General features: G+C 67.1%; 17 protein-coding genes and 1 pseudogene. 15 read left to right on the top strand and 3 right to left on the bottom strand.

Features of this window, described 5'->3' with window-relative positions:
- Positions 1-288: pseudogene (locus tag GX543_RS09135) on the top strand (hypothetical protein); the annotation flags it as partial.
- Between the two features lie 266 nt (positions 289-554).
- A complete protein-coding gene (gene ileS / locus GX543_RS09130; RefSeq protein WP_290851451.1) occupies positions 555-3,752 on the top strand; it encodes an isoleucine--tRNA ligase in 3,198 nt (1,065 codons plus the stop codon).
- Positions 3,753-3,756: 4 nt separating this feature from the next.
- On the opposite strand, the gene GX543_RS09125 is transcribed toward ileS, so the two are convergent.
- Complete coding sequence (locus GX543_RS09125; protein WP_290851449.1) at positions 3,757-4,521, bottom strand: SGNH/GDSL hydrolase family protein; 765 nt, start codon at positions 4,519-4,521, stop codon at positions 3,757-3,759.
- Between the two features lie 66 nt (positions 4,522-4,587).
- Between GX543_RS09125 and GX543_RS09120 the strand changes: the two genes are divergently transcribed.
- Positions 4,588-4,773, top strand: coding sequence for a hypothetical protein (locus GX543_RS09120; RefSeq protein WP_290851448.1), 186 nt, complete (start codon positions 4,588-4,590; stop codon positions 4,771-4,773).
- A complete protein-coding gene (locus GX543_RS09115; RefSeq protein WP_290851446.1) occupies positions 4,766-6,187 on the top strand; it encodes a DNA polymerase IV in 1,422 nt (473 codons plus the stop codon). The genes GX543_RS09120 and GX543_RS09115 overlap by 8 nt, the downstream gene beginning before the upstream one ends.
- Here the strand turns inward: GX543_RS09115 and GX543_RS09110 are convergent.
- A complete protein-coding gene (locus GX543_RS09110; protein ID WP_290851445.1) occupies positions 6,162-7,103 on the bottom strand; it encodes an asparaginase domain-containing protein in 942 nt (313 codons plus the stop codon). The genes GX543_RS09115 and GX543_RS09110 overlap by 26 nt on opposite strands.
- 194 nt (positions 7,104-7,297) lie before the next feature.
- Here GX543_RS09110 and GX543_RS09105 point away from each other — a divergent pair, with 194 nt between their 5' ends.
- Positions 7,298-7,882 (top strand): hypothetical protein, encoded by a 585-nt coding sequence (locus GX543_RS09105; protein WP_290851444.1) that lies wholly within the window; start codon positions 7,298-7,300, stop codon positions 7,880-7,882.
- 39 nt (positions 7,883-7,921) lie between these two features.
- Here the strand turns inward: GX543_RS09105 and GX543_RS09100 are convergent, their stop codons facing one another.
- On the bottom strand, positions 7,922-8,905 hold the full coding sequence (locus GX543_RS09100) for a hypothetical protein (RefSeq protein WP_290851443.1): 984 nt from the start codon (positions 8,903-8,905) through the stop codon (positions 7,922-7,924).
- 83 nt (positions 8,906-8,988) lie between these two features.
- On the opposite strand from GX543_RS09100, the gene lspA reads away from it, so the two are divergent.
- The 10 genes from lspA (at position 8,989) to GX543_RS09050 (ending at position 21,265) form a co-directional block, all read left to right on the top strand.
- Positions 8,989-9,600, top strand: a complete 612-nt coding sequence (lspA, locus tag GX543_RS09095; protein ID WP_290851441.1) for a signal peptidase II — start codon at positions 8,989-8,991, stop codon at positions 9,598-9,600.
- Positions 9,593-10,519: an RluA family pseudouridine synthase gene (locus tag GX543_RS09090; protein WP_290851440.1), complete on the top strand. Its 927-nt coding sequence runs from the start codon at positions 9,593-9,595 to the stop codon at positions 10,517-10,519. The genes lspA and GX543_RS09090 overlap by 8 nt, the downstream gene beginning before the upstream one ends.
- A 149-nt stretch (positions 10,520-10,668) precedes the next feature.
- Entirely contained in the window at positions 10,669-14,208 is a 3,540-nt protein-coding gene (gene dnaE / locus GX543_RS09085; RefSeq protein ID WP_290851438.1) for a DNA polymerase III subunit alpha, read from the top strand.
- Positions 14,209-14,277: 69 nt separating this feature from the next.
- Entirely contained in the window at positions 14,278-14,559 is a 282-nt protein-coding gene (locus tag GX543_RS09080) for a hypothetical protein (RefSeq protein ID WP_290851437.1), read from the top strand.
- Positions 14,516-15,898, top strand: a complete 1,383-nt coding sequence (ilvA, locus tag GX543_RS09075) for a threonine ammonia-lyase IlvA (protein WP_290851436.1) — start codon at positions 14,516-14,518, stop codon at positions 15,896-15,898. The genes GX543_RS09080 and ilvA overlap by 44 nt, the downstream gene beginning before the upstream one ends.
- Before the next feature lie 315 nt (positions 15,899-16,213).
- On the top strand, positions 16,214-17,074 hold the full coding sequence (locus GX543_RS09070) for an ABC transporter permease (protein ID WP_290851434.1): 861 nt from the start codon (positions 16,214-16,216) through the stop codon (positions 17,072-17,074).
- 1 nt (position 17,075) lies between these two features.
- The gene (locus GX543_RS09065) at positions 17,076-17,942 is read left to right on the top strand and encodes an ABC transporter permease (protein ID WP_290851433.1); all 867 of its coding nucleotides are present in this window, start codon (positions 17,076-17,078) and stop codon (positions 17,940-17,942) included.
- A gap of 4 nt (positions 17,943-17,946) precedes the next feature.
- A complete protein-coding gene (locus GX543_RS09060) occupies positions 17,947-19,245 on the top strand; it encodes an MCE family protein (protein WP_290851432.1) in 1,299 nt (432 codons plus the stop codon).
- Positions 19,242-20,276, top strand: coding sequence for an MCE family protein (locus GX543_RS09055; RefSeq protein WP_290851431.1), 1,035 nt, complete (start codon positions 19,242-19,244; stop codon positions 20,274-20,276). Before GX543_RS09060 ends, GX543_RS09055 begins: the two co-directional genes overlap by 4 nt.
- Positions 20,273-21,265 carry an MCE family protein gene (locus GX543_RS09050; RefSeq protein WP_290851430.1) on the top strand — a complete coding sequence of 331 codons (993 nt, stop codon included), beginning with the start codon at positions 20,273-20,275 and terminating at the stop codon, positions 21,263-21,265. Before GX543_RS09055 ends, GX543_RS09050 begins: the two co-directional genes overlap by 4 nt.
- The last annotated feature ends 33 nt before the right edge of the window (positions 21,266-21,298 follow it).

The following is a 21,298-nucleotide window of genomic DNA, read 5'->3' as shown; positions in this document are numbered from 1 at the left end:
GCGCTGCCCGATTCTGCGCTGCCCGATCCCGCGCCTGCTCCGGCGGAGTCGGCCGGCGGTGATGTCAACGACTACCTGCGAGCGACCGGTTCGTTCCCGGCGCAGGCTGCGCCGATCCCGCCCGCCGCGGCGACACCGGCCCCAGAGCCGGAACAGACGCCGGTGCCCGATTCGTACATCGGTCGTCGTCGGCTGGGGGACGATATCGTCGTTCGGTCGGCGGATTCCGACCTTCCGGCCATGCAGTTCGTGTGGGAGGACCCGGACGAGAAGCCGAAGGGCGACTAGCCCGCCGGCGTGAAGTAGACTCGTAATCTGCAGCGATGATCCGGCAATCACCGGTGAGCTCTCGGAAGAACGGACCTGCGGGTCTCAGTAGAACCGGGCGGGCGCGGCCCGACACAGCCGCACCGATGAGTGGCGCACCCGCAACGGGTGCGCAAGCGGGGTGGTACCGCGCGCACGTCGAAGGCCCGAATGGCCGACGAATCCGCGTCCCCGTGCCGTAGACGGCCGACCCGAGGTCGGCGAGCACCAGGCACGAGGAGCAACGCGTGAGCGATCAGACAACCGATTCCGGCAGGCCCGACGAGGCCGGCACCAACCACTCTCGCGTGTATCCCATCGTCGACCTCACGGACGGGACCGGCCCCGGCGCGCCGTCGTTCCCCAGTGTCGAGGAAGCGGTCCTGGCGTACTGGGAGGCCGACGACACCTTCAAGGCGTCCATCGCCAACCGCGACGACGCCCCGGAATTCGTCTTCTACGACGGCCCGCCCTTCGCCAACGGGCTGCCGCACTACGGACACCTGCTGACCGGCTACGTCAAGGACGTGGTACCGCGCTATCAGACCATGCGGGGCAAGAAGGTCGACCGCCGGTTCGGCTGGGACACGCACGGTCTGCCCGCCGAACTCGAGGCCGAACGCCAACTCGGGATCACCGACAAGTCGGAGATCGAGAAGATGGGCGTCGACAAGTTCAACGAGTACTGCCGCGACTCGGTGCTCCGATACACCGGCGAGTGGCGGGACTACGTGACCCGCCAGGCGCGCTGGGTGGACTTCGACAACGACTACAAGACCCTTGATCTGGACTTCATGGAGTCGGTGATGTGGGCGTTCAAGCGGCTGCACGACAAGGGCCTGGTCTACCAGGGTTACCGCGTGCTGCCGTACTCCTGGTACGAGCAGACCCCGCTGAGCAACCAGGAGTCCAAGCTCGACGACGCCTACCGCATGCGGCAGGACCCCGCCGTGACCGTCACCATGCCGCTGGTGGTCTCGGAGGATTCGCCGCTGGCCGCGCTGAACGGGGTCAACGCCCTGATCTGGACCACCACGCCGTGGACGCTGCCGTCGAACCTGGCGATCGCCGTGCATCCGACCACCGAGTACTCGCACGTCCGCTCCGAGGCAGGCGTCGACTATCTGATGGCGACCGCGCTGGTCGGCGCCTACGCCAAGGAACTCGGCGAGGCGGAGACCGTCGCTCAGTACGTGGGCGCGGACCTCGCCGACCTGAACTACCGGCCGCCGTTCGACTTCTTCGTCGGCCACCCGAACGCGCACCGCGTCCTGTTGGCCGACTACGTGACCACCGAGAGCGGCACCGGTGTCGTGCACTTGGCGCCGGCGTTCGGTGAAGAGGACATGGATGTCGCGACCGCCGCGGGCATCGAGGTGGTCCAGCCGCTCGATCCGGGCGGCCGCTTCACCGAGATGGTGCCGCCGTACGAGGGCCAGATGGTCTTCGACGCCAACCCGAACATCATCAAGGACCTCAAGGCCGCCGGTCGCATCCTGCGGCACGAGACCATCGAGCACTCGTACCCGCACTCCTGGCGGTCGGGCCAGCCGCTGATCTACATGGCCGTGCCGTCGTGGTTCGTCGACGTCACCAAGATCAAGGACCGCATGCTGGAGCTGAACCAGGAGATCACCTGGTCGCCGTCGCACATCCGGGACGGGCAGTTCGGCAAGTGGCTCGAGGGCGCGCGCGACTGGAACATCAGCCGCAATCGCTACTGGGGCGCACCGATCCCGGTGTGGATCTCCGACGACCCCGCGTACCCGCGCGTCGACGTCTACGGCAGCCTCGACCAGCTCGAGGCGGACTTCGGGGTGCGCCCCGATAATCTGCACCGTCCGCACATCGACGACCTCGTCCGTCCCAACCCGGACGACCCGACGGGGAAGTCGACCATGCGGCGCGTGCCGGAGGTCCTCGACTGCTGGTTCGAGTCCGGCTCCATGCCGTTCGCGCAGGTCCACTACCCCTTCGAGAACAAGGAGTGGTTCGAGACCCACAACCCGGGCGACTTCATCGTCGAGTACAACGGGCAGACCCGCGGCTGGTTCTACAACCTGCACGTGCTGGCCACCGCGTTGTTCGATCGTCCGGCGTTCCGGACCGTCGCCGCGCACGGCATCGTGCTGGGCGACGACGGCCAGAAGATGAGCAAGTCCAAGCGCAACTACCCGGACGTCAACGAGGTCTTCGACCGCGACGGCTCCGACGCGATGCGCTGGTTCCTCATGGCCAGCCCGATCCTCCGCGGCGGCAACCTCGTCGTCACCGAACGCGGCATCCGCGAGGGGGTCCGGCAGGCGCTGCTGCCGATGTGGAACGCCTACAGCTTCCTGCAGCTCTACGCTGACCGTCCGGCCACCTGGCGGACCGATTCGCAGAACACCCTCGATCGCTACATCCTGGCGAAGCTGTCGGTGACCCGTGACGAGATGACCGAGGCGCTCGACGTCTACGACATCGCCGGGGCCTGCGAGAGCTTCCGCGAGTTCTGCGAGTCGCTGACCAACTGGTACGTGCGGCGCTCGCGCTCGCGCTTCTGGGCCGGCCAGGACGTCGGCGCGGACGCCTTCGACACCCTCTACACGGTGCTCGAGGTGGCCGGCCGGCTGGCCGCGCCGCTGCTGCCGCTCGCGACCGAGGCGATGTGGCGCGGTCTCACCGGTGGTCGTTCGGTCCACCTGACCGACTGGCCGACCGCCGACGAGCTGCACTCGGACCCCGAACTCGTCGACGCGATGGACCTGGTCCAGTCGGTCTGCTCGGTGGCGTCCAGCGTTCGCAAGGCCAACAAGCTGCGCGTGCGGTTGCCGTTGCCCGCGTTGACGCTGGCGTCGCCGAACGCCGAGCGACTCGCGCCCTACACCGATCTGATCGCCGACGAGATGAACGTCAAGAGCGTGGTGCTCTCCGGCGACGTCGACTCCGTCGGTCGGGTCGAGGTGGCGGTCAACGCCCGTGCCGCGGGACCGCGCATCGGCAAGGACGTCCAGCGCGCGATCAAGGCCGTGAAGTCCGGAGCCTGGGAGTTCGGGACCGACGCCGAGACCGGCGAGCAGACCGTCATCGCCGACGGCATCGAGTTGAAGGGTGAGGAGTTCACCCGCAAGCTCGTCGCCGTGGCGCCGGAGTCGACCGCGGAGATGCCGAACGGCGCGGGACTGGTCGTCCTCGACACGACCGTGACCCCCGAGCTCGAAGCGGAGGGCTGGGCCAAGGACCGCGTCCGCGAACTGCAGGACGCGCGACGCAACTTCGGGCTCGACATCTCCGATCGGATCTCGGTGCGCATGGTGGTCCCCGAGGACTGCGTCGGCGTCGCCGAGAAGCACGCTGACCTGATCTCCGGCGAGGTCCTGGCGACGTCGTTCGTCGTCGCCACCGGCGAGCCGGCCGCGATCGAACTCAGCAGCGGCGTCAGCGTCGACCTCGCGAAGGCCTGACCGCTCAGCTGGGCAACCGAGTCATCTCCGGATACTTCGGCGACAGACCGTCGCCGCTCGAGGTTCCCCGGAGGCGGCGCCCGATCCAGGGCGCCGCGAACTCGGTCGCCCAGCGCCGGTTCGCTGCGCGCCGCTGAGCCGCCGTGAGGTCGGGGAGGGGCTCTGACGCCAGGGGCGTCAGCTCGTGCTCCACCGCCAGGGTGTTGAGGACTTCGATCGCCATTCGCTGGTGTCCGGCGGATGACATGTGCAGGCGATCGAAGTCCCACAGGCGGCTGTCTCGGTACTCCGCGACGCGCCAGAAGTCGACGATCGTCGCGCCGCGGCGATCGGCGATCTCGCGGACGCCCTCGGTGTAGATGGCGAATCGACCGCGCAGGCTGCGGAACAGCGGCCACCCGCCGGGGTCGTGGGCCGTGAACATGACGATCCGTGCGCTCGAGGCCGCGAGGCGGGCGATGCCCCGGTCGTAGGCGGTGAGGATGTCGTCGAGGTCGACTCGCGGTCGCAGAATGTCGTTGGCGCCGGCGTAGATCGTGATGAGATCCGGACTCATCGCCAGCGCGGAATCGACCTGTTCGGCGAGAATCGGGCCTAGCTTCCGGCCCCGGATTGCGAGGTTCGCGTACTCGGCGTCGGGGTTGATTCGGGCGAGTTCGGCGGCGACCCGGTCGGCCCACCCGCGGACCCCGTTGGGTACATCGGACGCCGGATCACCGACCCCTTCGGTGAAGGAATCGCCCAGCGCTGCGTAGCGGAGATATGACATCCGATCGAGACTACTCCGGGACCCTTAATGCTAGGTCAGGGGGTATTTCGGGGGTATCATGTGTCCATGAAAAGTGCTGATCTCGAGAGACTCCAGCGCTGGGAGGATAACGGCGCCGACTGGGGCGTGGTCTCGCTGAGGACCACGGCCGCCACCATCGCTCTGCTTCGCTGCGACGGAGGTGAGGAGGTCGACCGATTCACGACCACCGATCCTCGTGTGTTGGCGCGGTGCCGAGAGCGACGTGGCTGAGTCGAATTCCGAACGTAGTGCCCGGTGGGTCCTGCACATCGACATGGATGCTTTCTTCGCGTCCGTGGAACAACTGACTCGTCCCACCCTCGCCGGTCGGCCGGTGCTGGTCGGCGGCCTCGGCGGCCGTGGCGTCGTCGCGGGCGCCAGTTACGAGTCGCGAGCCTTCGGGGCCCATTCGGCGATGCCGATGCATCAGGCACGTCGACTGGTCGGCGGTACGGCGGTCGTGGTGCCGCCGCGCGGTTCCGTGTACCGGGTGGTGAGCGAACGCGTCTTCGCGATCATGCGGACCTTCGTGCCGGTGATCGAGACCCTCTCCTTCGACGAAGCGTTCGGTGAGCCGAGCGAACTCATCGGGGCCACCGTGGACGAAGCGGCCGCCTTCGCCGAGGCGCTCCGCACGGCGATCCGCGACCAGGTCGGGCTCCCGGCATCGGTCGGTTTCGGCTCGGGCAAACAGATCGCGAAGATCGCATCGGGTGAGGCCAAACCGGACGGCATCGCGGTGATCCCGCCGTCGCGGGAACTGGACTTTCTGCAGTCGCTGCCGGTGCGGAAGCTCTGGGGCGTCGGGCCGGTCACCGGAGATCGGCTCGCGCGGCTCGGTGTCGAGACCATCGGGCATCTCGCCGCGTTGTCGGAGCCCGAAGTGGTCTCGGTGCTCGGCGCGACGGTGGGGCCCTCACTGCACCGACTGGCGCAGGGCATCGACACCCGACCCGTGGCCGAGCGCGCCGAGGCCAAACAGATCAGCGCGGAATCGACCTTCGCCGTCGACATCGTCGATGCGGCTCGACTGCGGGCGGCGGTGTCGGACGCTGCTGCTCATGCCCATCGACGTCTGCTCGCCGATGGGCGCGGGGCGCGGACGGTGGTGGTGAAGCTGCGGCGGTCGGACATGTCGATCCTGACCAGATCCATCACGCTCCCCGCCGCGACCACCGACCTCGACGGACTCACCGCAGCGGCGCACCGGGTGATGCTGGACCCGTTGGAGGTCGGTCCCATCCGACTCGTCGGCGTGGGCTACTCCGGGCTGTCGGAGACTCGGCAGGAGACCCTGTTCCCGGGACTGGGCGAGTTCCTCGACGAAGCAGAGGCCGTTGCGGCGGAAGACGACTCGGCTGCATCGGTGAGCGCTGCCGTGTCGACTGAGGAGCCGACGACGTCGGCAGCATGGCCGACCGGCGCGGACGTCTTCCACGCCGAGCACGGGCACGGGTGGGTGCAGGGCGGCGGCCACGGTTTCGTGACGATTCGCTTCGAGACGCGGGCGACCGGACCCGGCCGGGCCCAGACGTTCCGCCTTCCGGACCCGACCCTGCAGCGAGCGGACCCGCTCGACAGCCTCGCGTGGGAACTCACGGAGGCCGTCGACGGCGACGTCACGATGCAGGCGATGACGCTCTGAAGAACTCGGCGACGGTCGTGGCGTCGGCCCCGGTCGACAGCAGTGCGATCAGGGCCATCCGAGCCTGAGGCGCACGCAACCACGGTGAGAAGATCGCTCCCGCGCGGACCAGATCCACGCCGCCGCCACCGCCGCCGTACGTGGGTTCCACCTCGCCGAACGGAACACGAGTCGATACGACCACCGCGACGTTCTTCTGGACCGCCTGATGGACCTCGGCGGTGATGTCCGGGTGGGTGTTGCCCGACCCGGTGGCGGAGAGGACGATCCCGGCCGCGCGCTGAGCCACGCCGGAGGCGATGGTTCCCGGCGACACACCGGGGTAAAGCGCGAGCAGATCCACCCGGGCGGGATGGCCGGCAGGCAGCGATCGGGCCACCAGCGGTCGCGGCATGTCGGCGTGGACGGTGTCGAAGGCCACGACGTCGGTCGTGGAGATCTTGAACGCGCCACGCGCACCGAGCACCCGGCCGCCCAAGGCCACCAGCACACCGCGTCCGCGCGAATCCGGGTCGGCGGCGAGTGCCACGGCGGCGCCGATGTTCGCGGGGCCGTCCGACAGCGCGTGGTCGGCTGCGTACTGGGCGCCGGTGAACACGACCGGCCGCGGGTCGGCAGCGAACACATCGGCCAAGAAGGCGGTCTCTTCGAGGGTGTCGGTGCCGTGGGTGACGACGACGCCGACGACCGTCGAGTCGGCGAAGGCCTCGGCGATCGCCGCGACGATCGCGAACTGGTCCCGAACGGTCAGCGCCGACGAGTCCTTGGCCATCAGTTCGACCGGCGTCACCGCGATGTCGGCAGCGGTCTGCGGAACGAGGTCTGCGGCGTGGAGAACGGGAACGGTCCCGTCCTCGGTGCTGCGCGATGCGGCGGTGCCGCCAGTGGTGATCATCACGACCCGACGAGTGCTCATGGCGACGATTGTTCCATCCCGAGCCCAATAATGTGCGCAGGTCGGCTGGTGCTGACGAGACAGATGAGACGTTGCTGAGAGAACAGCGTGCAGACGATGTGCGACTTCGCTCGCGGTCCGCTCTTTGGCATAGTGGTGTGAGTTCGGGCCCGGGAAGGGCCTGTGATCAACCGACAAACGTAAGGACGACTTCGGTGAACATTCGTAAATTCGTGACCGGCGCCGTGGTCGCCGCAGCGCTCGCAGCCACCGCAGCCTGCGGTGGCGACGAGAGCAACGTGCCTCCGGTGCCGACCGCCGCAGCGACCAGCGCGACCGCGGAGACCACCGGGACCGCCACCGGCGCTGATTCGGAGATGACGAACCCGAACAAGGTTCCCAGCGTCTCCGCGCTGAACGACATGCTCCAGTCGGCGCTCGATCCGAAGGTCAAGCCTGCTGACAAGGTCCAGCTGGTCGAGGGCTCCGAGGTGGACCCGGACCTGTTCAAGGAACTGGTGAAGGCCAAGAAGGACAACCCGGACGTCACCTACGAGATCAAGCGCCCGATCCTGAAGGACGGACCGAAGCGCGCCAAGGTCAAGGTCGAGGTGAAGCTGCCGGACAACCCGCCGACCAAGATCGACGCCTCCATCGTGTTCGACGACGGTCGTTGGAAGCTCTCGAAGCAGACCGTCTGCCCGCTGCTGGCCCAGGCCGAGGTCGAGTCGCCGCTGTGCGCCGACTCGTCGAGCAGCAAGGCCAAGAAGCCGAGCACCAGCAAGAAGGTCGCCGACTAGCCCGACCGGCTTTCGTTCCTCACCCTCGTCGGGTGGGAGTCACTGAGACTTCCGCCAGACGAGGGTGAATTCGTTCTGCTGCAGGATCGGTCGGTTGGGATCGTCGCCGACCAGTTCGCGTCCGCCCTTCATCGACATCCGGCCCGCGGTCGGCAGCAGGCGTCGCAGATCGACAGTGATGGAGCCCTTGCCTGTCATCGAGTAGCGATTGATGTGGAGCTTGGCCTCCGAGCCGGGGATCGCGAAGACCGAGTTCACCGGTTCCTCGTCGACGGTGACGTCGAGCGTGAGGAGGTCGCCGTCGCGCGCGGCGAGGGTGACGTTCATGGTCTGGGTGACGGTCGCGGCCGCGGAGACCGTTCGGACCGATCGCCAGGTGGCGCCCGGCGCGACCGGGGAGGTCGGCAGCGGCACCGCGTAGTCGAGGCTGCCGATCAGCGACTGCTCCAGCGCGCTGCGGGCGGGCGACTCCGAGGCGTCGGTCGGCTTCAGTCGCAGTCGCGTCGGGGTCATGCCCGCAGCGAACGACAATCCGCCGGTCGAACCGTCGAGTGCTCCCAGCAGACTGCTCAGGTTGGTGTCTTTGCTGGTGGGTGTGCCGATGCGGAACTCGAGGTCGGTCGGGTCGTCGCACACCGATCGAGCAGTGATGGGGGTCGCCAACTGCTGTTCGGTCTTCTGCACCTCGTTGGTGCCGTCGTTGGCCGAGGTCGGAGCGATGCTCGCCTCGATCGACGACGTCTCGAGCGTCACCTCTTGCGGTGATGCGGTGTCCGGCTTCACGGTCAGCGGTTGGGCGACGCCTTCGCCCGGCGACAGCACGGTGACCTCCGCGGTGGGAATGTTGATCGACCGGGACCCGTCGTCTCTGCTGGTCGCGGTGGCTGCGCAGGGGGCGTCGTCGACCGGTTCGTCCGATGAGCACGCGGTGAGACCGGCTGCGAGGACGACGGCGGCGGTCGCCGCGTACGTTGCGCGACGGCGCATTCCGGGACGGTTCGAGGGCAGCGGCGTGACAGTCACACTCGCCAGCGTAGTGCGGTCTCCGGAACGCCCGACGGAGGCGGGGTGTGATGTCTGCTGCGCAGGTGTGGACAATTGACGGCATGAACCAACCTGCGGCGCAGAACGCCGAACGATCGTCGGGCCGGCGTGGGCTCGCGCTGATCCCGATTCTGGCGGCGGTCGCGGTGGGGGCCTACCTCGCCGATGTGCTGAGCAAGGTCCTCGTCGTCGCGAAGATGGAGCCGGGCGAACGGATCTCGGTGATCGGCGACTTCCTGACCTTCCGGCTGGCTCGGAACAGCGGTGCGGCGTTCTCGATGGCCACCGGCTACACGTGGGTGCTGAGCATCGTCGCGCTGTCGGTGGTCGTCGGCATCATCATCTACGCCAAGCGGCTCGGTTCGCTCGGCTGGGTGATCGGCCTCGGGCTGGTTCTCGGCGGGGCGCTGGGCAACCTGACCGACCGGATGTTCCGCTCGCCGGGCCCCCTGCGCGGTCACGTGGTCGACTTCATCCAGGTCGGCAGCTGGTGGCCCACCTTCAACCTGGCCGACTCGGCCGTCGTGTGCGGTGCGATCCTCCTGGTGGTCCTCACGCTGCTCGGCTACGACTACGACGGCACGCGCACTGGCTGGGCGGCCCGCCACGAATCTGCCGACACACAGTCCGCCGACACTGCCGCTGCTACCGATCCGGAGAACAACGATGCGTGAATCACGAGCGATGCCGGTGCCGGACGGACTGCACGGCATGCGGATCGACGCCGGGGTGGCCCGCGTGCTCGGGCTGTCGCGAACGGTGGCGGCGACGCTGGCCGATGCGGGCGACATCACGGTCGACGGCGTGGCCGTCGGCAAGTCGCACAAGCTGGTGGCGGGCAGCTGGCTGGACGTGACCCTGCCCGAGCCCGAGCGTCCGCTGGCCGTCGAACCGACACCGGTGGAGAACCTCGAGGTGCTGTACCACGACTCGGACATCATCGTCGTCGACAAGCCCGCGGGAGTGGCTGCCCATCCGTCCCTCGGGTGGTCGGGCCCCACGGTCGTCGGCGCGCTGGCCGCCGCGGGTTTCCGCATCTCCACATCGGGCGCGCCGGAGCGCCAGGGGATCGTGCACCGCCTGGACGCCGGAACGTCGGGGGTGATGGCGGTCGCGGCGTCGGAGCACGCCTACACGCTGATGAAGCGCGCGTTCAAGCAGCGGACCGTGGAGAAGCAGTACCACGCACTGGTTCAGGGGCACCTGGATCCGCCGTCGGGCACCATCGACGCGCCCATCGGCCGACACCCGGGCGGCGACTGGCGGTTCGCCGTGCGCGCCAACGGGCGCGAGTCGGTGACGCACTACGACACGCTCGAGATGTTCGCCGCGGCATCGCTGCTCGACGTCCAGCTCGAGACCGGCCGCACCCACCAGATCCGCGTGCACTTCTCGGCGATGCATCACCCGTGCTGCGGCGATCCGACCTACGGCGCCGACCCGAAGCTCGCCGCCAAGCTGGGACTCGACCGCCAGTGGCTGCACGCGCGGTCGCTCGCGTTCGCGCACCCGGCCGACGGGCGGCGGGTGGAGTTCACCGCCGATTATCCGGCCGATCTGCAGCACGCGATCGACATCCTGCGGGAGCCGTGACGCGACACGCCGTGCTGCCGCAGTAGGACACGCGGAGGAACGCCTGCCACTCCCGTCACAGGCCAGCGTGCCGGGCTCGCTGTGTCCGAGGTTTTCTCTACAGTGGAGAGGTCTCAAGCCAGTTCGATCGTCGTCAAGGGAGCCGCCGAGTGTCCGGGTCGTTCGTTCATCTGCATAACCACACCGAGTTCTCGATGCTCGACGGTGCTGCGAAGATGTCGCCATTGTTCGCCGAGGCCGAGCGCCTGGGCATGAACGCGATCGGGATGACCGACCACGGGAACATGTTCGGTGCGAGCGAATTCTACAACACCGCGCGCAAGCACGACATCAAGCCGATCATCGGCATCGAGGCGTACATCGCTCCGGAGTCGCGGTTCAACACCAAGCGCGTGCTGTGGGGTACCCGCGACCAGAAGGGCGACGACGTCTCGGGTTCGGGCGCCTACACGCACATGACGATGGTCGCGCAGAACGCGACCGGTCTGCGGAACCTGTTCAAGCTGTCGTCGTTGGCATCGATCGAAGGACAGCTGGGCAAGTGGTCGCGCATGGATGCGGAGATCATCGCCGAGCACGCCGAGGGCATCATCGCGACCACCGGGTGCCCGTCCGGTGAGGTGCAGACCCGACTGCGCCTGGGACACGACGCCGAGGCCCTCGAGGCCGCGGGCAAGTGGCAGGAGATCTTCGGCAAGGAGAACTTCTACCTGGAGCTGATGGAGCACGGCCTCGAGATCGAGCAGCGCGTGCGGTCGGGGCTGCTCGACGTCGGACGCAAGCTGGGCATCACGCCGCTGGTGACCAACGACTGCCACTACGTCACCCGCGGGCACGCCGAGGCCCACGAGGCCCTGCTGTGTCTGCAGACCGGCAAGACCCTGTCCGACCCGACGCGCTTCAAGTTCGATGGCGACGGCTACTACCTGAAGTCGGCGCAGGAGATGCGCGAGCTGTGGGACGACGTGGTCCCGGGCGCGTGCGATGCGACGCTGGAGATCGGGGAGCGCGTCGAGTCGTACGGCGAGGTCTTCGCCCACCACGACCGGATGCCGATCTTCCCGGTGCCCGAGGGGTACACGCAGGAGACGTGGCTGGAGCGGGAGGTGATGGCGGGCCTGGATCGTCGGTTCGAAGGCAAGCAGCCGCCCGCCGACTACGTCACGCGCGCCGAGTACGAGTTGCGCGTCATCAATCAGATGGGCTTCCCCGCCTACTTCCTGGTGGTCGGCGACCTGATCGCGCACGCCCTCGAGGTCGGCATCCGCGTCGGACCCGGCCGAGGCAGCGCAGCGGGATCGCTGGTCGCCTGGGCGCTCGGCATCACGAACATCGACCCGATTCCGCACGGCCTGCTGTTCGAGCGGTTCTTGAATCCCGAGCGCGTGTCGATGCCGGATATCGACATCGACTTCGACGACCGTCGTCGCGGCGAGATGATCACCTACGCATCGAACAAGTGGGGCCACGACAAGGTGGCGCAGGTCATCACCTTCGGCACCATTAAGACCAAGGCAGCGATCAAGGACTCCGCGCGCGTCCAGTTCGGCCAGCCCGGGTTCGCGATCGCCGACCGCATCACCAAGGCGCTGCCGCCGCCCATCATGGCCAAGGACATCCCGGTCTGGGGCATCACCGACCCGGAGCACGAGCGGTACTCGGAGGCGACCGAGGTCCGCACGCTGATCGAGACGGATCCCGACGTCAAGCGCATCTACGACACCGCGCTCGGCCTGGAGGGCCTGGTCCGCAACGCAGGCGTGCACGCCTGCGCGGTGATCATGTCGTCGGAACCGCTGACCGATGCGATTCCGGTGTGGAAGCGGGCGCAGGACGGCGCCATCATCACCGGCTGGGACTATCCGTCGTGCGAGGCCATCGGCCTGCTGAAGATGGACTTCCTGGGCCTGCGCAACCTCACCGTCATCGGTGACGCGATCGAGAACATCAAGACCAACCGCGGCGTCGACATCAACCTCGACAAGCTGCCGCTCGAGGACGAGAAGACCTATGAGCTGCTGGCTCGCGGCGACACGCTCGGCGTGTTCCAGCTCGACGGTGCTGCGATGCGTGAGCTCCTGAAGATGATGCAGCCCACCGGGTTCGAGGACATCGTCGCCGTGCTGGCCCTGTATCGACCCGGTCCGATGGGTGTGAACGCGCACACCGACTACGCCAAGCGCAAGAACGGCCTGCAGGACGTCAAGCCGATTCACCCGGAGCTCGAAGAACCGCTGAAGGAGATCCTGGCCGAGACCTTCGGTCTGATCGTCTATCAGGAGCAGATCATGCAGATCGCTCAGAAGGTGGCGGGCTACTCTCTCGGGCAGGCCGACCTGCTCCGTCGCGCCATGGGTAAGAAGAAGAAGGAGATCCTGGACGAGGCCTACGACGGCTTCGCCGAGGGCATGAAGAGCAACGGGTTCTCCCAGGCCGCGATCACCGCGCTCTGGGACACCGTCCTTCCGTTCGCCGGCTACGCGTTCAACAAGTCGCACGCCGCGGGCTATGGACTGGTCTCCTTCTGGACCGCGTACCTCAAGGCCAACTACCCGGCCGAGTACATGGCAGGACTGCTGACCTCGGTCGGTGACGACAAGGACAAGGCCGCCATCTATCTGGCGGACTGCCGCAAGATGGGCATCACCGTTCTGCCGCCCGACGTCAACGCCTCCCGCGCCGACTTCGCCGCCGTCGGCGAGGACATCCGCTTCGGCCTGGCCGCGATCCGCAACGTCGGCACCGGTGTCGTGGCGTCGATCATCGCCGCCCGCGAGGAGAAGGGGGCGTTCACCAACTTCTCCGACTACCTGGGCAAGATCGACATCACCGCCTGCAACAAGAAGGTCACCGAGTCGTTGGTGAAGGCCGGCGGGTTCGACTCGCTCGGTCACGACCGCAAGGGGTTGTTCCTGGTCCACGCCGACGCCATCGACGCGGTGCTGTCGACCAAGAAGGCCGAGGCGATCGGTCAGTTCGATCTGTTCGGTGGCGCCGGGGGCGAAGACGTCGGGACCGACGTGTTCGCCGTTCGCGTCCCGGAGGACGAGTGGGAGACCAAGCACAAGCTCGCCCTGGAGCGCGACATGCTCGGCCTGTACGTCTCCGGCCACCCGCTCGCAGGTCTGGAGCACGCGATCGCGGCACAGACCGACACCGCCATCAGCTCGCTGCTCGAAGGCGGGGTGGCGGACGGCGCGCAGATCACGATCGGCGGCATCATCTCGTCGGTCACCCGGCGGGTCAACAAGAAGGGCGAGCCCTGGGCCGCAGTCACCATCGAGGATCTCGTCGGTGGCGTCGAGGTGTACTTCTTCCCGCGCGCCTACACCGCGTACGGCATGGATCTGGTGCCCGACAACATCGTGCTGGTCCGTGCGCGGGTCAACAAGCGCGACGATTCCACGATGATCAGCGCCAACGACCTCGCGGTCCCGGACCTCTCTGCGGTGGGCACCACGAAGCCGCTCAACCTGACGCTCTCGGCGCGCATCTGCACGCCCGACCGCGTCAGTGCCCTGAAGCAGATCCTGGTGCGGCACCCCGGTACGTCGGACGTGCACGTCACTCTGGTGAGCGAGCGCAACAAGCAGACCCAACTGCGACTGACCGAAGCGCTCCGCGTGGCACCCACGTCGGCGCTGATGGGCGATCTGAAGGCGTTGCTCGGGCCCGGCTGCTTGCTGTAGTTCGGACGCGGACGACAGCAGAATTCGGGTCCCCGAAACTTCGGTCGGGATTGCGCTATACTCTGTGTTATGACCGCGCTGATCACTACTGCCCCCGCAGCCGAAAAGACGAGCGACGTGCTCCATGTCTCGGTTTTCGGGGTCCCGTGGCCGGTCTACAAGGTCGTCGCCGTCGTAGCCGCGGTGCTCGTCGCGGCGCTGACCTACACCTTCACCGAGTCGGGCGCGACGGCGATGTGGGCCAGCGCAGGCGTGCTCCTCACCGTCTGGTGGGTCGGCTACCGAGTCTTCCGTGAGCGGTGGGACCATGGAGAGCGTGACTCCTCAGCCGAAAACCGTGACCGACTCTGACCTCACCCTCACCCGGGCGAGTATTGAGGATGCGGCGCGTCGCCTCGACGGCATCGTGCGCCGTACCCCGCTCGAGGACTGTCCTCGACTGAGCGAGCAGACCGGCGCGACCATTCGCCTCAAGCGCGAAGACCTGCAGACGGTGCGGTCGTACAAGATTCGCGGCGCTTACAACATCATGGCGCAGCTGACCGAGCAGGAGCTTGCGGCGGGCGTCGTGGCCGCCAGTGCCGGAAACCATGCCCAGGGCGTCGCCTACGCCTGCGCGACGATGCGCGTCAACGGGCGCATCTACGTCCCGACCACCACGCCCAAGCAGAAGCGCGATCGCATCCTGTGGCACGGCAAGGGGTTCGTCGAGCTGATCGCCGTCGGCGACACCTACGATGCCGCCGCGTCCGCGGCGCAGAGCGACGTGATGCGGACCGGGGCGACATGGATCCACGCCTTCGACGACCCTCGCACGGCGGCGGGGCAGGGGACCATCGGCAAGGAGATCGTCGAGCAGCTCGGTACGGATCCCGACGTGGTGATCCTGCCGGTCGGTGGCGCGGGCTGCATGGCGGGCATCGTCACCTACCTGCGTGAGGTCTGCCCCGACGTGGCGATCGTCGGTGTGGAGCCGCGCGGTGCGGTGTCGCTGGCCGCGGCCCTGGTGCACGGCGAGCCGTACACCCTGCCGACCGTCGACTCCTTCGTCGACGGCGCCGCCGTCAAGCGGGTCGGCGGCCTCGGATGCGGCGTGATGTCGGCCGCCGGAGCGCGTGTGGTGGCGCACCCGGTGCTCGATTCGATCGCCGAGACTCCCGCCGTTCCGGTGATCGCGTCGTCGGAGATCGATTTCGAGCCCGGCAGCGTCACGATCACCAACGTCAGCGAGGGCGCCATCTGCTCGACCATGCTCGAGCTCTATCAGAACGAGGGCATCATCGCCGAGCCCGCCGGCGCGCTCGCTGTCGCCGCCGCACAGGAACTTCGGCTGCCTGCGGGTGCGAACGTGGTGGTCTTGGTGTCGGGCGGCAACAACGACGTCTCGCGCTACGGCGAGATCGTCGAGCGGTCGCTGGTCCACCGCGGCCTCAAGCACTACTTCCTGGTGAACTTTCCGCAGGAACCCGGAGCACTGCGTCGTTTCCTCGACGAAGTCCTCGGTCCGGACGACGACATCACGCTGTTCGAGTACGTCAAGCGCAACAACAGGGAGACCGGAGCCGCGCTGGTCGGCGTGGAACTCGGCGACCGGCAGGGCCTGGAGGGTCTTCAGGATCGGATGGCCCGGTCGCGGCTCGACGTGGAGCGGCTGGAGCCGGACACGCCGGCTTATCGCTACCTCACGTAGGTCCGAGAATCCGCGAACGTCGCGCCGCCCGAGTCGAAATCGACTCGGGCGGCGTGCTTTCGGGCGATTCACCGGGCGGACCGGGCTGTCACTGCAAAACCTTCGCGATAGCAGGCCTTTTTCGGACATCGACGGTCCGCGGGGCGTCTACCTGCCCGATTCCTACATAGGTGCAGTTATGTGTGTCCCCTCGCACACCCGTAAGAAAATGCTGTGGATATTACGACCGAACGATCTGTTGAGTCGTATGCGTGGGGGCACAGATTTACACCGCTTCCTGGCTGGCGCTCGCAGATCTCAAGGTGAAGGCAGGGGATGAGCACAGACACGGTAGGCACGCAACCGCGCGTGGGTGGCCGACGCTGGTCCGACAGCGGTGCCGGTAAGTGGTTCGACGAGCACGTCAAGAAGTCCTTCGAGACCTTCGGTCGCCAGCTCGCGATGTTCGTCGAGGTGTTCAAGGTCCTGATCGAGGACATCGTCAAGAAGCGCTTTCCGTTCGGCGAGTTCGTCCGCCAGTGTGCGTTCATGGCGTCGACGTCGGTGTTCCCCACGTTCCTGGTCGCCATTCCGATCGGCGTCATCGTGTCGATCCAGGTGTCGAACATCGCCGGGCAGATCGGTGCGACGTCGTTCGCCGGTGCGGCGACCGGCCTGGGCGTGATCCGCCAGGGTGCGCCGCTGGTCACTTCGCTGCTGCTCGCGGGAGCGGTCGGATCGGCGATCGCCGCAGATCTCGGCTCGCGGACCATCCGCGAGGAGATCGATGCGATGAAGGTGATGGGTGTCAATCCGGTTCAGCGCCTCATCTCGCCGCGCCTGCTCGCGACCATGGTCGTCTCGTTCCTCCTCTGCGGGTTCGTCTGTTTCGTCGGCTTCATCACCGGCTACTTGTTCAACGTGTACTTCCAAGGTGGAACACCCGGCAGCTACACCGGCACGTTCGCCTCGTTCGCGGGTGTGCCCGATCTCGTGTTCGCGCTGGTGAAGGCCGTGATCTTCGGTGTGATCGTCGCGATCGTCGCCTGCGACAGAGGGCTGTCCACCAGCGGTGGTCCCGCCGGTGTCGCGAACTCGGTGAATGCGGCAGTCGTCAACTCGGTGATCCTGCTGTTCACCGTGAACGTGATCCTGACGCAGATCTTCGCTCTCGTGGTCCCGGCGAAGGTGGTGTGACATGACCGCATCCCGGTATGTGCCGCCCGTGCTGAAACCGCTGGAGTGGCTCAAGAAGCTCTGGGAGGGCCCGCGCGACGCGATCGTCGCGATGGGGCACCTGATCACCTTTCTGGTGAAGTCCATCGGGCTCGCACCGATCACCTTCACGCACTACCGCAAGGAGGTCTGGCGGCTGCTGTCGGACGTCGCGTGGGGCAACGGTGCGATCGTAGTGGGCGGCGGCACCGTCGGCGTCATGATCATCCTCGGGGTGATGGGCGGCGCGACCGTCGGCATCGAGGGATACACCGCCCTGAACCTCCTGGGCATGGCTCCGCTCACCGGCGGGCTGTCGGCCTTCGCGACCACCCGTGAGATCGCGCCGCTGCTGGCGGCGACCGCCTTCACCGCGCAGTCGGGCTGTCGCTTCACCGCCCAGCTCGGCTCGATGCGGATCAGCGAGGAGATCGACGCCCTCGAGTCGATCGCGATCCGCCCGCTGCCGTACCTGGTGACGACGCGCATGGCGGCGGCGGTCCTCTCGATCATTCCGCTGTACGCCATCTCGCTGGCTGCCAATTACATCGCCTGCCAGGTGATGTTCCAGTTGCAGTCGGGGGAGGGCGCCGGAACCTACCTGCACTACTTCGAGCAGTTCATGCTCTCGCGCGATGTGGTCTTCTCGTTCATGAAGGTGATCGTCTTCGTCCTGTTGACGACGTTCATCCAGTGCTACTACGGGTACTTCGCCTCCGGTGGTCCGGAAGGCGTCGGCGTGGCCGCCGGTCACGCGATCCGCCTGTCGATCATCACGATCGTGTTCGCGAACCTGATCCTGACCCTGGTCTTCTGGGGCACTTCCGCCGGCATCAAGATATCGGGATAGCTGAATGAAAATCGACACCGGTGGACGCGATCCGTCACTGAAGGCGTACTTTGTGCGCGGCCTCGCCTTTCTCGCCGTGGCCGTCGTGGTCGCGGGCCTGCTGCTGGCGCGCTACGAGGGCAAGTTCGAGAGCCGCACGGAGATCACCGCGCAGCTGGCCGACATCGGCGACGGCCTCGTGTCCGGGGCCGACGTGCGCTACAACGGCTTCATCGTGGGGACCGTCGACTCGATCGAGTTGGTGAGCGTCGGCGGCCAGAACCCCAAGAAGAACGTCGCGCTGGTCCTGAGTCCGGCGCAGGCCGAAGGCATTCCGGCCAACACGACCGCCCGCACGGTGCCGTCGAACCTGTTCGGCGTCAACGCGGTCGAGCTCATCGCGCCCGCGAACCCGTCGTCGGAGCGACTCAGCAGTGGCGACGTGGTCGAGGCCGACACCTCCGAGCCGACGATCCGTCTGCAGGATGCGCAGAACGAGCTCCGCACGCTGCTGCGCAGCGTGCCGCCGGAGGACCTCGGCATGGTCCTCGGCACCATCGCCGACGCGCTGCAGGGTGGTGGCGCCACCTTCTCGACCTTCGTCGGCGTCCTCGACACCTACTGGAAGACCATCAACGAGCAGTTCCCAGCCGGTGCGCCGTCGGGATTCGACAACTTCAACCGGGCCGTCAACGGACTGGCGAAGTCGACGCCGGAACTGCTCGATGCGATCGGCAAGTCCGTGGTCCCCGCGATGACCATCGCCGAGAACTCCGAGCAGCTGACCGCGCTGCTGTCGGCCGGTCAGGGCATGCTCGACCAAGTCCAGGTGATGTTCGCCAAGAACGGTGACGGCGGCAAGCGCATCGTCCGCGATCTCAACACCATGCTCGGCGCCACCATGCTCGAGCCCGATGCGATGCCGCAGGCGCTGCGCGAGATCTATGTGCTGGCAGGCCGGGTGCTCGGGGTGTTCACCGGTGTCAACGGACACGTGCAGCTGAACCTCGGCATCAGCTTCAGCGCCTTCCAGCAGTACTCGCGGCAGAACTGCCCGGTGTACGACGGCGGGAAGTACGGCCAGCTGCGCGGCCCCGGCTGCGTGGGTCCCGGAACCGGAACGGGTCCGACCATGTCCGGTCCGTTGACGATCTACCCGCCCGGCATGAAGAAGGCGGCCGCGCGCAAGCCGGTCAGCTCGGTCACCACGGGCAAGGACGGAAAGACGCTGAACAAGGCGCTCGGCAAGAAGCCGTCGGCGGCCGAGCGACTGATGCTGGGGCCGTTGGTGTCCGGCGTCATGCCGAAGGAGGGAGGCAAGTGAGCCACGGGAAGGCCAGCATTCGCAAACCGCTGATCGGGTTCAGCCTGTTCGCGGTGGTCGCGCTGTTCATGACCTACCTGATCTGGTCGACCCTCGAGCGATCGGTCAGCGGATCCACCAGCGGATTCAGCACCACCTTCCGGGATGCTTCCGGGTTGGCGGCGGGCGACGACGTCCGCATGGCAGGCGTGCGCGTCGGTCGCGTCAACTCGATCGAGCTCGACGACGGTAAGGCCCTCGTCACGTTCGAGGTTCAGGACAGCCAGCGCATGTACGCCAATACGCGTGCGGCCATCCGCTACCAGAACCTCATCGGCCAGCGATATCTCGCGCTGACGATCGACGGTGCGAAGCCTGCCCGGGAGTTGAGCGAGGGCTCGCGACTCCAACTTCCGGGGGAGGACTCGTTCGACGTCACCAAGCTTCTCGCGGGCTTCCAACCGGTGTTCGACACCCTGAGCCCGGAACAGGTCAACTCCCTGTCGGAGAGCCTGATCCAGACCTTCCAGGGCAACACCGTCTCGCTGACGCGCACGATCGCCGAGATCGGTCAGGTCGCAGGCGATCTGGCGAACCGCGATGAGGTCCTCGGCGCCATCATCACCAACATGGGAGTGGTGATGCGTGAACTCGCGTCGCAGGGCAACCAGGTTCAGACGCTGATCGACAGCGCCGGAAAACTGGTCGAGGGGCTCAACGGCAACTCGGCAGCGTTCGGCAAGTCGCTCGATCAGATCGGTCGGACCGCAGAGGGGTTCGCGGCCGTGTTCGCGGAGAACCGCTCCAGCCTCCGTTCGGCGGGCACCGCGGCGCGGGAAGCGACCAACAAGCTGATCGCCAGCGGTGCCAAGATCGACCGACTGGCCGCAGACCTTCCGGTCTTCCTCGGCCACTTCCCGAACGTGATGATGCAGGGTGCGTACTTGAACATTTATGCCTGTGACCTCGACATCGCCATCGGCAACGTCCTGTTCCCGCCCGGGCTGATCAACAAGATCGGCGGCACCCAGCATTCGGTGGTGTGCCGATGAAGCAGCGTTTCGGACGGTCGTTCAACGGCAATCGTCGCCTCTGGTACGGCATCTTCGGGGTCCTCGGGATCGTGGTGGTCCTGGTCGCCGTCGTCGGGTTGAGCAGCGCGGGGCTGGGCAAGCGCACCTACACCGCAGACTTCGAGCAAGCAGGCGGCATTCGCTCCGGCGACAAGGTCCGGGTGGCGGGCATCGATGTCGGCGAGGTCACGGGCACCGAGCTGGCCGGCGACCATGTGACGGTGACCATGAAGGTCAACAGCGACATCCAGGTCAAGGACGACGGTTCGGCCGAGATCAAGATGTCCACGTTGCTCGGGCAGCGCTACGTGGACGTCGTCATCGGCGACAGCAGCAAGGACGCGCCCGACGACCGGATTCAGCACACGTTCGTTCCCTACGACCTGCAGAAGACCCTGGAGAAGGGCACCCCGATCCTCGCAGGCATCGAGGCCGACGATCTGACCAACAGCATCCGCAGTCTCAACCAGCAGCTGGCCGGGGCGCCCGCGATCATGGGCCCGACCTTGGAGGCGCTGACCCAGATGTCGGACGTGCTCAACAACCGGCACGACCAGATCACCCAACTGCTCAAGGACACCGAGGCAGTCACCGACCAGGTGGTCGACAGTCAGTTCCAGCTCTCGATCATCGTCGGCCAGGGCGCACAGCTCGCCAACAAGATCGTCGCGCGCGAGCAGCTGGTCACCCGGATGCTCGACGGCGTCGCCGCGCTCACCGACCAGGCGCGCGCGGTGGCCGCCGAGAATCAGGGGCAGTTCGCACCGGTGATGGCCAACCTCAACACCATTTCGAACGGGCTCGAGAAGAACCGCGAGAACCTGCGGAAGCTGCTGGAGGTCTTGCCGGTGACGGCCCGACTGACGACCAACCTGATGGCCGACGGTCCCTATGCCAACGGCTACCTGCCGTGGGGTCTGTTCCCCGACAACTGGCTGTGCCTGGCGCGGGTGGTGGACGGATGCTGACAGTCGGTGGAACCAGAATGAGGCGCGGAACCA

This window comes from Gordonia sp. (in: high G+C Gram-positive bacteria), assembly GCF_012515855.1.
Taxonomy (GTDB): domain Bacteria; phylum Actinomycetota; class Actinomycetes; order Mycobacteriales; family Mycobacteriaceae; genus Gordonia.
Note: the sequence above shows the minus strand (reverse complement) of the source record. Positions and strands in the feature narration are given on the sequence as shown.